Source organism: Pseudomonas sp. NPDC089428 (genome assembly GCF_044749325.1).
Lineage (GTDB): Bacteria > Pseudomonadota > Gammaproteobacteria > Pseudomonadales > Pseudomonadaceae > Aquipseudomonas.
The window spans coordinates 73401-85837 of record NZ_JBIVHT010000015.1 but is presented as its reverse complement, the minus strand read 5'-3'; the positions used below and the strand labels follow the sequence as shown (position 1 = coordinate 85837).

Sequence of the window (12437 nt, the reverse complement as noted above, 5' to 3'; positions counted from 1 at the left end):
CCCGAATAGCTACTATCATAAAAATCGCAAGCACACCCGAGCACACCGTAGATACTTTACACTACGCTTAAGTCAAACCGCATTGGATACCGACATCGCTTGCCTCACTCGCCATTTGTCACCAACACTGTCACCATCGCGTAACCAGCAATCTTTGAGGTCCCCTATGAACCACGCTATGCTTGGCCTCCCACCTCCACCCCATCAGTTCTGGGCCAACCCTGAAAACTTCGGCAAGTATTGGTGGTGATGATGAGTGTCTCGGTTTGCCCTTGTGGCAGCGGCAATCTGCTCGACGCCTGCTGCGGGCATTACCATGCCGGCACCCCGGCGCCCGATGCCCAGACGCTGATGCGTTCGCGCTACAGCGCCTATGTAATGGGGCTGATCGACTACCTGGTCGCCACCACCCTGCCGGCCCAGCAGGCCGGGCTGGACCGCGCCGCCATGGCGGCGTGGAGCGCCCAGAGCACCTGGTTGGGCCTGGAGGTGGAAAGCGCCGAAGTACTCGGCGGCCAGCCCGAACACGCCTTCGTGACCTTCACCGCGCGCTGGCATGACCAGGAGGGCGACCATCAGCACCGCGAGCGTTCTGCTTTCGTGCAGCACGAGCGGCGCTGGTACTTCATCGACCCTACCGTCGCGCTCAAGGCCGGCCGCAATGACCCCTGCCCCTGCGCCAGCGGGCAGAAATTCAAGAAATGCTGCGCCAGCTACGTCGGTAACTGAGCATGATCGCCGCCCCCCGCCTGCTTTTGCTCAGCGCCCTGCTGACGCTGCTGGCGGGCTGTGCGAGTTGGGGCAGCGATGATGCGCGCGTGCCGGAACTGCACCTGGACAAGGTCGAAACGGTGAAGGCGCGGCTGCTGCAACAGGAGTTCGTCCTGCACCTGCGCGTCGACAACCCGAACGACAGCCGCCTGTTCATTCGCAACCTGAGCTATTCGGTATGGCTCGACGACTTGCTGCTGGCGCAGGATGACGTCAGCCTCTGGCGCAGTGTCGGCGGGCATGCCCGGCGTACGTTCAAGATCACGGCGCGGACCAACCTGTGGCAGCACCTGAAGCCTTTGGCCAAGCTGCTCAAGAGCGGGCAGCCGCTGCATTACCGCCTGCAAGGCGAGCTGGAGACCGGGCTGATCATCCATCAGGACCTGCACTTGTCGCGCAGTGGTGAGATAATCCCCGGCGATTTCATACCGGAGTAACCCTGCAATGACCCAGCAACCCCATGTTCATGGCCCGGACTGCAACCACAGTCACGATCATCAGCATGATCATGACCACGGCCATGTACACGGCCCGCACTGCAACCACGGCCACCAGGAGCCGGTGCGCAACGCCCTGAAAGACGTTGGCCGCAACGACCCGTGCCCATGTGGCAGCCAGAAAAAGTTCAAGAAGTGCCACGGCGCTTGATGGGCCTGGCTCAGGCCTAGTAGCGCCTTTGAGATCGAGCGCCGCCCGCGCGGCGCATCGCGGATAAATCCGCTCCTACATTTGTTGCAACGTGGCCATGCCTGAAAGGCCATGGTTGTCAGCCGGTTTGCACGACTCAAGACATGCACCAAGGCTGGCAACCATGGCGTAACAGGTTCGGCACGTTGCAACAAATGTAGGAGCGGATTTATCCGCGATGCGCCGCGCGGGCGGCGCTCGATCTCACAGGCGCCGAAACCCTGTCGGCATGCTACCTTAGCGCCTCCCAACACCCGCCACGCCTTGCAGGAGCCCTTGTCATGGCCGCCCCCGTCCTTCCTCCCTTCCGCCCGCGGCTCAGCGCCGCCGCCACGCTGCTCGGCATGCTCGGGCTCGCCGGCTGTCAGATGGGGGGCTATCAGGACAGCGTGCCACCAACCACCGGCGTGCAGCCGCTCAAAGGCCTGGCACAGAACGTCTCGGTCCGGCGCAACACCATGGGCGCACCGCTGATCGAAAGCAGCAGCTTCCATGACGCCCTGTTCACCCTCGGCTATGTGCATGCAGGCGACCGCATCGAGCAGATGCTCGCCATGCGCCTGCTCGCCCAGGGCCGCCTGGCGGAGCTGGCCGGCAGCGAAGCGCTGGACATCGACCGGCTGATGCGCGCTGCCAACCTCAAGCAAAACGCCGCGCAGCAGTACGCCGATGCCTCGCCGCGCCTGAAGCGCTTCTTCGAGGTGTATGCCCGTGGGGTCAACGCCTACCTGTTCCGCTACCGCGACAAGCTGCCGGCCAACCTGGCCAGCAGCGGTTATCGTCCGGAATACTGGAAGCCTGAGGATTCGGCACTGATCTTCAACCTGTACGCCTTCAGCCAGTCGGTAAACCTGCAGGAAGAGCTCAGCGCCCTGACCTTGGCGCAGAAGGTTGGCAACGACAAGCTGCCCTGGCTGCTGCCCGGCGCACCGGACGAACCCTTGGCTGACGCCGAGGTGGAAAAACTCAAGGGCCTGAACCTGGGCAGCCAGCTGCCAGGCCTGTCCGCGTTGGCGGAGGCCAGCCAGAAGCTCGCCGACCTCGACCTGCTCGGCAGCCCCGGCTCGGCCAACCTGGCGCTCGGCCCGCAACGTAGCCGCAGCGGCAAGAGCCTGCTGGCCAGCGACAGCCGCGCCGCCTGGGCCCTTAGCCCGGTACAGATCCACACGGGCAAGTACCAGGTTGCCGGCCTGTCACTGCCGGGCCTGCCGATCGTGCTGGCCGGCTACAACGGCAAGCTCGCCTGGAGCAGCAGCGCGGTGATGGCCGACAACCAGGACCTGTACCTGGAGCAGCTGCGTCATGCGGGCAACCAAGTGACCTACCTGGCCGACGGCAAGTGGCTGCCGGCCCGGGCCCGCAGCGAGACCTTCTTTGTTCGCGGCCAGCGCCCACAGCGCGAGGTGATGTACGACACCCGCCACGGCACCCTGCTGCCCCAGGCGGGCAACGCCAGCCTCGGCCTGGCCCTGAGCCTGCCGCAACTCAAGGGCGACCGTAGCCTCGATGCGCTGTTCGACCTGACCCGCGCGCAGAACATAGAACGCGCCTTCGAGAGTACCCGTGAAGTCGCCACTGCTGCGCTGAACTTCGTCTTCGCCGAACCCGAACACATCGGCTGGCAAGTCAGCGGCCGCTACCCGAACCGCCGTGAAGGCCAGGGCCTGCTGCCGTCGCCTGGCTGGGACGGTCGCTATGACTGGGACGGTTATGCCGACCCGATGCTGCACCCCTATGACCAGGACCCACCGGCCGGCTGGATCGCCCACGCCAACCAGCGCAGCCTGCCGCGTGGCTATGGCATGCAGCTGTCCAGCACCTGGTACTACCCTGAGCGCGCCGAGCGCCTGGGCCAGCTGGCTGGCAACGGCCGCCACGACAGCCGCAGCCTGATGGCGTTGCAGAACGACCAGGTGACGCTGCTGGCTGACAAGCTCAAGCAGATGTTCGATGCTCCGGGCATGGCCCAGCCGCTCAAGCAGGCCATCGACGCTCTGCCTGCGCCCCAGCGCGACAAGGCGCGCGACGCACTTGCCCGGCTGAAGGCCTTCGATGGCCGCCTGAGCCCGGTATCGGCAGATGCCGCGCTGTACGAGCTGTTCCTCCAGGAAGTGACCCGGCAGACCTTCCTCGACGACCTAGGCCCGGAATCGAGCCCGGCCTGGCAGGCCTTCGTCAGCAATGCCCGCCTGTCGTACTCGGCCCAGGCCGACCACCTGCTGGGCCGCGACGACAGCCCGTTCTGGGACGATCGCAACACCCCGCAAAAAGAAGACAAACCTGCCATCCTCGCCCGCAGCCTGGCCGCGGCCGTGGATGCCGGCACCGTGCAACTGGGCAGCGAGCGCCGTGCCTGGCAGTGGGGCAAGTTGCACCAGTACCGCTGGCCTGCCCCTGCCTACCACGGGCTGGGCGATGCGCTGAACCGCTCGCCAATGGCCGCCGGTGGCGACTTCACCACCCTCGCCCTGACGCCTTACGCCTGGGGCAGCGATTTCGACACCCGCCTGCCGGCCTCGGCGCGGATGATCGTCGACTTCGGCCAGGTCGAGCCGCTGCAGGTACTGACCAGCAATGGCCAGTCGGGCAACCCGGCCAGTTCGCATTACAGCGACGGGCTGGATGCCTGGTTCAAGGGGCGGTTCATGAGCCTGCCGCTGCAGCCGCAGAACTTCGGGCGGGCATATGGCAGCCAGCGGTTGACGCTGGTTCCGGGGCGGTAAGGGATTTCGGAAAAATTGAAAGGTGATTCAGGGCCACCAGGGGCTCGCCGCTAGATTTTCAGCGCCTGTGAGATCGAGCGCCGCCCGCGCGGCGCTCGATCTCACAGGCCCTGAAAGCTTTGTGGCGAGCACCTGGCAGCCCTGACACCAATTCATGCCAAGCACCTGCCAGCCCCAACTCCATCCGAACTTCCACCCACGCCCACGGTTCCTAACTGGTAACCCCAAACCAGCGCACAGAAGCCATGGACCTCGTCATCGCCCGCCCCGAAGGCCTGTACTGCCCACCCGGCGACTTCTACATAGACCCCTGGCGCCCGGTCAACCGCGCCGTGATCACCCACGGTCATGGTGACCATGCGCGCAGCGGCAACCGCCACTACCTGACCGCCGCCCCTGGCGCGGGCATCCTGCGCAGCCGACTGGGCCAGGATATCGACCTGCAGACCCTGGCCTACGGCGAGCAAATCCGGCACCACGGCGTCACCCTTAGCCTGCACCCGGCCGGCCATGTGCTGGGTTCGGCACAGGTGCGTCTCGAGTATCAGGGCGAAGTCTGGGTCGCCTCGGGTGATTACAAGGTCGAGCCGGACGGGACCTGCGCCGCCTTCGAGCCGGTGCGCTGCCATACCTTTATCACCGAGTCCACGTTCGGCCTGCCCATCTACCGCTGGCCCAGCCAGGCGACCATCTTCGCCGGGATCAATGCCTGGTGGCGGAGCAACCGCGAGCAAGGCAAGGCCAGCGTGCTGTTCTGCTATGCCTTCGGCAAGGCCCAGAGAATTCTCCATGGCCTGGCCCCGGAGATCGGGCCGATCCTCGTGCATGGTGCTGTCGAGCCGCTGAACCGGGTGTACCGCGAAGCGGGTGTGCAGCTGCCGGTTACCCGCTATGCCGGTGATATCCCCCGCAACGACCCGCTGATGCGTCAGGCATTGATCCTGGCACCACCCTCTGCCGCAGGTAGCAGCTGGATGCGCCGCTTCGGCGAGTACAGCGATGCCTTTGCCAGCGGCTGGATGCTGCTGCGCGGTACCCGACGACGGCGCGGTGTGGATCGTGGCTTCGTGTTGTCCGACCATGCCGACTGGCCGGGGCTGCTGTGGGCCATCGGCCAGACCGGTGCCGAGCGGGTCATGGTTACCCACGGCTCAGTGCATGTGCTGGTGCGCTACCTCAACGAACAAGGCCTGGACGCGCGCGCCTTCGTCACCGAATACGGCGAAGAAGATGACACCACGGTCACGGAGCCTGCGGCATGAAAGCCTTCGCCGAACTGTACCTGCGCCTGGATGCCACCACCTCCAGCAATGCCAAGCTCGAAGCCCTGCGCGACTATTTTGCTGCAGCGCCCGCCGAAGATGCCGCCTGGGCCGTGTACTTCCTCGCTGGCGGGCGCCCGCGCCAACTGGTGCCCACGCGCATGCTGCGCGAGCTGGCCACGACCTTGGCGGGGTTGCCCGAATGGTTGTTCGAAGAGAGCTACCAGGCCGTGGGTGATCTGGCCGAGACCATCTCGCTGTTGTTGCCGCAAGCCGCCCATGCCAGTGACGACGGCCTGGCATACTGGGTCGAAGCGCACCTGCTGCCCTTGCGTGGCCTGCCTGCTGAAGAAGTCCAGCAGCGCCTGCCGCCTCTGTGGGCACAACTGGACCGCCCCAGTCTGATGCTGTGCCTGAAGCTGATCACCGGTAGCTTTCGCGTCGGCGTGTCCAAGCTGCTGGTCACCCGCGCCCTGGCGCAACTGGCCGGCCTGGATGCCAAACGCGTGGCCCAGCGGCTGGTCGGCTATACCGATATCGGCCATCGCCCAACGGCCGCCAGTTACCACAAGCTGGTCGCCGAAGAATCCGCTGATGAACATAGCCAGCGTGGAGGCCAGCCTTACCCCTTCTTCCTGGCTCACGCCCTGCAGGCCCCGGTAGAGCAGTTCGAAGCTCTGCTCGGCCCGCCCGCTGCGTGGCAGATCGAATGGAAGTGGGATGGCATCCGCGCGCAAGTCGTCAAGCGCGAAGGCCAGCTGTGGGTCTGGTCGCGGGGCGAAGAGTTGGTCACCGAGCGTTTTCCCGAGCTGCATGGCCTGGCCGAAAGCTTGCCGGACGGCACGGTGCTCGACGGCGAGATCCTGGTCTGGAAGCCAGGCGCCGATGCCAGCATACCGGCTGTACAGCCGTTCGCCGTGCTGCAACAACGCATTGGCCGCAAGACCCTGAGCAAGAAGCTGCTGGCCGACGCTCCGGTGGTGCTGCAAGCCTACGACGTGCTGGAATGGCAAGGCGAGGACTGGCGCAACCGCCCGCAACATGAACGGCGCCAGCAATTGCAGCACCTGGTGGCCGAGTATCCCCTGGCCCCGCTGTTGCTTTCACCGCTGCTCGAGGGCAATGACTGGAACGACCTGGCCAGGCAACGCGAACAGTCGCGCAACCTTGGCGTGGAGGGGTTGATGCTCAAGCAGCGTGATTCGCTGTATGGCGTGGGCCGAACCAAGGACATGGGCCTGTGGTGGAAGTGGAAGATCGACCCCTTCAGCGTCGATGCTGTACTGGTCTACGCCCAGCGCGGTCATGGCCGCCGTGCCAGCCTCTACAGCGACTACACCTTCGCGGTGTGGAACGCGCCACCCGGCACGCCCGAGCGCACGCTGGTACCCTTCGCCAAGGCATATTCGGGGCTCAGCGACGAAGAGATGCGCAAGGTGGATGCGATCATCCGCAAGACCACGGTGGAAACCTTCGGGCCAGTGCGCAGCGTCACGCCGACCTTGGTGTTCGAGCTCGGCTTCGAGGGCATAGCACTGTCCAAGCGCCACAAGAGTGGTATCGCCGTCAGGTTTCCGCGGATGTTGCGCTGGCGCCTGGACAAGCCGGTCGACGAAGCCGATGACCTGGCAAGCCTGCAGGCATTGCTGGTCTGAAAGAAGGCAACACGGTGAGGCGCGATAACGGAATTTATGCTTCTATCTTTGAGCCGACCCGTGTCGCAGACCGTTTTCGCCACGCAGCCAGGACCACCATGCACCATTCGACCCACGACCTGCTCGCGCCCGTACCGGGCATTACCCGCCAATTGCACAGTTTCCACTTCGGCCCACGGGGTGGCGCCAAGGTGTACATCCAGGCCTCGCTGCATGCCGACGAACTACCCGGCATGCTGGTCGCCTGGCATCTCAAGCGCCGCCTGGCCGAGCTGGAACAGCAAGGTCGCCTGTTGCGCGAGATCATCCTGGTACCGGTGGCCAACCCTGTCGGCCTGGAACAGGTGATGCTGGACGCGCCCCTGGGCCGTTTCGAATTGCAAAGCGGCGAGAACTTCAACCGCAACTTCGTCGACCTGTCCGACAGCATCGGCGACCAGATCGAAAGCCACCTGACCCAGGACCCGGCGCACAACGTGGCATTGATCCGCGAATACTTGCGCCGCGGCCTGGATGCTCACCCGGCGCACACGCCGTTGCAGTCCCAGCGCCTGACCTTGCAACGGCTGGCCTGCGATGCCGACCTGGTGCTGGACCTGCACTGTGACTTCGAGGCTGTCGAACATCTCTACACCACCCCTGAAGCCTGGCCACAGGTCGAGCCGCTGGCCCGTTACCTCGGGGCCCAGGCCAGCCTGCTGGCTACCGACTCCGGTGGCCAATCGTTCGACGAGTGCTTCAGCCTGGTCTGGTGGCAGCTGCAACAGCGCTTCGGCAAGCGCTTCCCGATCCCGCAGGGCAGCATTGCCGTGACTGTCGAGCTGCGCGGCCAAGCCGATGTCAGCCATGACCTGGCCAGCCAGGACTGCCAGGCGATTCTCGACTACCTGACCCACGCCAACGTCATCGAAGGCACCGCCGCCCCACTGCCAGCGCTGACACGCCCGGCCACACCACTGGCCGCCGTCGAACCGGTGACCGCGCCCCTTGGCGGGCTGCTGGTGTATCACGCCCGTCCCGGCCAGCACCTGGAGGCCGGGCAACTGATCGCTGAAGTCATCGACCCGCTCAGCGACCGGGTAACGGCCGTGCGCAACAGCCACCCCGGCCTGCTCTACGCCCGCAGCGTGCGACGCATGGCCACGGCCGGCATGGTCATCGCCCATGTCGCCGGTGAACAGGTGCTACGCAGCGGCTACCTGCTGGCCAACTGACCGGTTTAAACCAAAGCCTGTTGCGAGTGGTCTGTAGAAGCACAGCCTTTTCAGGACCGCCCGCCGCCATGCCCGCCTCTTCCGACCTCGCCAATGCCTGGTTCAGCGCCCGCGGCTGGAAGCCTTTCGCCTTCCAGCGCCAGGTATGGGCAGCGGTTGGGCGCGGTGAGTCCGGGCTGCTGCATGCCAGCACCGGAGCAGGCAAGACGTATGCAGTCTGGCTCGCGGCATTGCGCGCTTTCGCCAGGCCAGGCAACGGGCGCCAGCCCGCAGCACTGCAGGTGCTCTGGATCACCCCCATGCGCGCTCTGGCCGCAGATACCGCGCGCGCCCTGCAAACGCCACTGGATGAGCTTGGCCTGAACTGGACGGTCGGCGTGCGCAGTGGCGACACCGGCAGCGCCGAACGCGCACGCCAGGCCCGGCGCCTGCCGAGCACCCTGATCACCACGCCGGAAAGCCTGACCTTGCTACTGACTCGGGCACAAGCCCGTGATGACTTTGCCGGCCTGCGCCTGGTGGTGGTGGATGAATGGCATGAACTGCTCGGCAACAAGCGTGGCGTGCAACTGCAACTGGCCCTGGCACGCCTGCGCCGCTGGCATCCGGGCCTGATGACCTGGGGCTTGTCGGCCACCCTCGGCAATCTGCCGCACGCACTCGACGTGCTACTACCGGGGGGTGGACAGTTGGTGAAAGGCCGCCAGGATAAACAGCTGGTTGTCGACACCTTGCTGCCCGATGCCATCGAACGCTTTCCCTGGGCCGGGCACATGGGCCTGAAGATGCTCGACCAGGTTGCCGATGAACTCGACGCCAGCACCAGCAGCCTGGTGTTCACCAATACCCGTGCCCAAGCCGAACTCTGGTACCAGGCCTTGCTCGACGCCCGCCCCGATTGGGCCGGGCAGATCGCCTTGCACCATGCCTCACTGGCCCGGGCGAGCCGCGACTGGGTCGAGCAGAGCCTCAAGCAGGGCACGCTCAAGGCCGTCATCTGCACCTCCAGCCTGGACCTGGGCGTGGACTTCCTGCCAGTCGAGCGGGTGCTGCAGATCGGCTCGGCCAAAGGCATAGCCCGCCTCATGCAGCGTGCCGGACGCTCTGGCCATGCCCCGGGGCGCCGCTCGCGCGTCACTCTGGTACCGACCCATAGCCTGGAGCTGGTAGAAGCCGCCGCCGCCCGCGCCGCACTGACTGCCGGCCATATCGAAGCGCGCCACTCGCCGCGCCTGTGCATGGACGTGCTGGTTCAACACCTGGTCAGCATGGCGCTGGGCAGTGGCTTTCGCCCTGATGAACTGCTCGCGGAAGTCCGCAGCACCTGGGCCTTCCGTGACCTGCTTGACAGCCAGTGGCAGTGGGCGCTGGACTTCGTCAATCACGGCGGTCATACACTGACGGCCTACCCCGATTATCAGCGTGTCGAGGCGCACCCCGACGGAGTCTGGCGGGTGGCCAGCGAACGCCTCGCGCGGCGCCACCGCATGGGCATCGGCACCATCGTCAGCGACGCCAGCTTGCAGCTCAAGTACTGGAGCAAGGGTGGCGGCGGCAAGCACCTGGGCAGTGTCGAGGAAGCCTTCATCGCCCGCCTGCGCCCTGGCGACACCCTGGTATTCGGCGGCCGGGTGCTGGAGTTGGTGCGGGTCGAAGGCATGACCGCCTATGTGCGCCGCAGCACCGCACGCAAGGCCGCCGTGGCGCGCTGGAATGGCGGGCGCATGCCACTGTCCAGCGAACTGGCCGACGCGCTGGTCGAGCAACTCGATGCAGCCGCCCGCGGGCATTACATTGGCCCGGAAATGCAGGCCGTAAAGCCCCTGCTGGCCTTGCAGTCGCGGTGGTCGGCCTTGCCCACCAGCGGCACGCTGCTGGCCGAAACGCTGGAGTCGCGCCAGGGCTCGCACCTGTTTCTCTACCCCTTCGCCGGGCGCATGGCCAACCTGGGCCTGGCCAACCTGATCGCCTGGCGAGTGAGCCGGGTGCAGCCACTATCGGTATCCATCGCAGTGAACGACTATGGTTTCGAGCTTCTCAGCCCCGGCCCCGTGGATTGGGCCAGCTGCCTGCCAGAAGCGCTGTCGGGCGAAAACCTGCTGGAGGACGTGCTGGCCAGCCTGAACGCTGGCGAAATGGCGCTCAGGCGCTTTCGAGAAATCGCCCAGATCGCCGGGCTGGTTTTCGGCGGCTACCCGGCCGCGCAGAAGAGCACGCGGCAGATCCAGGCCTCCAGCGGGTTGTTCTACGAGGTGTTCCGCAAACATGATGCAGGCAACTTGCTGCTCGGCCAGGCGCGCGATGAAGTGCTGAGCGAAGAACTGGAGATCGAGCGCCTGCACCGCCAGTTGCTCAAGATGCGCGCCCTGCAACTGGACCTGCGCGCGCTGCAACGCCCTGGCCCGCTGGCCTTCGCCCTGCTGGTCGAGGGCATGCGCGAGACCCTGAGCACGGAAAAGTTGGCGGACCGCATTGCTCGAATGGTGGCCGACCTGGAACAAGCGGCAAACCGGCCATGAATACCTATCTGCCTATCGAACACTGTGGCGAAACGCTCTGGCTGCTACCGGACAAGGCCATCTACTGGCCAGCCCGCCGCGCCTTGCTGGTGGCAGACGTGCATATCGGCAAGGCGGCCAGTTACCGAGCCTTGCATCAACCTGTTCCGCGCGGCACCACGGCCACCACCCTGGCACGCCTGGATGCGCTACTGAACAGCCATGACTGCGAGCAGTTGATCATCCTCGGTGACTTTCTTCATGCGCGCGCAGCACATTCGCCGGACATCCTGGCCAGCCTGTACGCATGGAGAAACCGCCATGAAACGCTGAAGGTAGTCCTGGTGCGCGGCAACCATGACCACCACGCCGGTGATCCGCCTGTGGTTCTGGCTATCGAGGTGAAAGACGAGCCTTTGCTGCTGGAACCCTTCGCCCTGCAGCACGAACCCTTGCCACACCCCAGCCACCCTGTGCTGGCCGGGCATGTGCATCCGGTATACATGCTGCGAGGGCGGGCACGGCAACGGCTCAGGCTACCTTGCTTCCTGATCGATGCTCAGGTCAGCCTGCTGCCGGCATTCGGTGAATTCACCGGGGGATGGTTGGTCCAGCCAGGTGTGGGCGCCCGCGTTTTCCTTGCCGGCGGCGATCAGGTCTGGGCACTTGGCGACTGATCAGGCTACGGGAGAAGGCGGTGGCTCATCGGGAAGGGTGGGCTCACCTGGCTCCATCGGCGGATGTTCACCGGGCTCCGGCGGCTGCGGCGTATCGGGATCAGGCTGGTGCGGCACGCCGCCGGCTTGCATGGGCAGCGGATGCGCCAGCAGTGACCACGCCAGCAACCCGACCTGATTGGGCTGAAGTACAGCCAGCTTCGCACTGATTGCGGGGTTGAGTTTCATTGGCAGCTCCTGACAAGGGCCGACACGCTTCATACCTGTCGGCACTGTTCACAGCGTTGGAGTGCCATCAGGGAAACTAATTCCCCGCGCTCGTCGGATCAGGTGCGCGGCAGGGTGACGCCGCGCTGCCCCTGGTACTTGCCGCCACGGTCCTTGTACGAAACTTCGCACTCTTCATCGGACTCGAGGAACAGCATCTGCGCCACGCCTTCGTTGGCGTAGATCTTCGCCGGCAGCGTGGTGGTGTTGGAGAACTCCAGGGTCACGTGGCCTTCCCACTCCGGCTCGAGCGGGGTGACGTTGACGATGATCCCGCAACGGGCATAGGTGCTTTTGCCCAGGCAGATGGTCAGCACGTTGCGCGGGATGCGGAAGTACTCGACGGTACGGGCCAGGGCGAAGGAGTTCGGCGGGATGATGCAGACGTCGCTCTTGACGTCGACGAAGCTGCCGGCGTCGAAGTTCTTCGGGTCGACGGTGGCCGAGTTGATGTTGGTGAACACCTTGAATTCATCGGCGCAGCGCACGTCGTAGCCGTAGCTGGAGACGCCGAAGGAGATGACCCGGCTGTCGTGCTCGCCGCGCACCTGGCGCTCGACGAACGGTTCGATCATGCCGTGTTCCTGCGCCATGCGGCGAATCCACTTGTCCGATTTGATGCTCATGGCGGGGTGTCCTGAAGAGTTGCGAGGGGAAAATCCAGACGCGCATATTACCGGTCC

11 protein-coding genes are annotated in these 12437 nt (G+C 65.3%); 9 read left to right on the top strand and 2 right to left on the bottom strand.

Features of this window, described 5'->3' with window-relative positions; genetic code table 11:
* Window positions 1-252: 252 nt before the first annotated feature.
* The 9 genes from ACIPZ5_RS22620 to pdeM all read left to right on the top strand — a co-directional run bounded on the left by ACIPZ5_RS22620 (window position 253) and on the right by pdeM (window position 11487).
* Window positions 253-729 (top strand): YchJ family protein, encoded by a 477-nt coding sequence (locus ACIPZ5_RS22620; RefSeq protein WP_343600177.1) that lies wholly within the window; start codon window positions 253-255, stop codon window positions 727-729.
* A 2-nt stretch (window positions 730-731) separates the two neighbouring features.
* Window positions 732-1208, top strand: a complete 477-nt coding sequence (locus ACIPZ5_RS22615) for an LEA type 2 family protein (RefSeq protein ID WP_343600179.1) — start codon at window positions 732-734, stop codon at window positions 1206-1208.
* A 7-nt stretch (window positions 1209-1215) separates the two neighbouring features.
* Window positions 1216-1419: an SEC-C metal-binding domain-containing protein gene (locus tag ACIPZ5_RS22610; RefSeq protein WP_343600181.1), complete on the top strand. Its 204-nt coding sequence runs from the start codon at window positions 1216-1218 to the stop codon at window positions 1417-1419.
* 320 nt (window positions 1420-1739) lie between these two features.
* The gene (locus ACIPZ5_RS22605) at window positions 1740-4181 is read left to right on the top strand and encodes a penicillin acylase family protein (RefSeq protein WP_400810751.1); all 2442 of its coding nucleotides are present in this window, start codon (window positions 1740-1742) and stop codon (window positions 4179-4181) included.
* A gap of 245 nt (window positions 4182-4426) precedes the next feature.
* Window positions 4427-5443, top strand: coding sequence for a ligase-associated DNA damage response exonuclease (locus tag ACIPZ5_RS22600; protein WP_400810749.1), 1017 nt, complete (start codon window positions 4427-4429; stop codon window positions 5441-5443).
* Window positions 5440-7098, top strand: coding sequence for an ATP-dependent DNA ligase (locus tag ACIPZ5_RS22595; protein ID WP_400810748.1), 1659 nt, complete (start codon window positions 5440-5442; stop codon window positions 7096-7098). Before ACIPZ5_RS22600 ends, ACIPZ5_RS22595 begins: the two co-directional genes overlap by 4 nt.
* Before the next feature lie 98 nt (window positions 7099-7196).
* Window positions 7197-8312 (top strand): succinylglutamate desuccinylase/aspartoacylase family protein, encoded by a 1116-nt coding sequence (locus ACIPZ5_RS22590; RefSeq protein WP_343599933.1) that lies wholly within the window; start codon window positions 7197-7199, stop codon window positions 8310-8312.
* 68 nt (window positions 8313-8380) lie between these two features.
* Window positions 8381-10831 (top strand): ligase-associated DNA damage response DEXH box helicase, encoded by a 2451-nt coding sequence (locus ACIPZ5_RS22585; protein ID WP_400810746.1) that lies wholly within the window; start codon window positions 8381-8383, stop codon window positions 10829-10831.
* Window positions 10828-11487, top strand: coding sequence for a ligase-associated DNA damage response endonuclease PdeM (gene pdeM / locus ACIPZ5_RS22580; protein ID WP_343599929.1), 660 nt, complete (start codon window positions 10828-10830; stop codon window positions 11485-11487). The genes ACIPZ5_RS22585 and pdeM overlap by 4 nt, the downstream gene beginning before the upstream one ends.
* Here the strand turns inward: pdeM and ACIPZ5_RS22575 are convergent, their stop codons facing one another.
* Window positions 11488-11715 carry a hypothetical protein gene (locus tag ACIPZ5_RS22575; protein WP_313711297.1) on the bottom strand — a complete coding sequence of 76 codons (228 nt, stop codon included), beginning with the start codon at window positions 11713-11715 and terminating at the stop codon, window positions 11488-11490. It lies immediately after the preceding gene.
* A gap of 98 nt (window positions 11716-11813) precedes the next feature.
* A complete protein-coding gene (gene dcd / locus ACIPZ5_RS22570; RefSeq protein WP_012313046.1) occupies window positions 11814-12380 on the bottom strand; it encodes a dCTP deaminase in 567 nt (188 codons plus the stop codon).
* Between the last annotated feature and the right edge of the window lie 57 nt (window positions 12381-12437).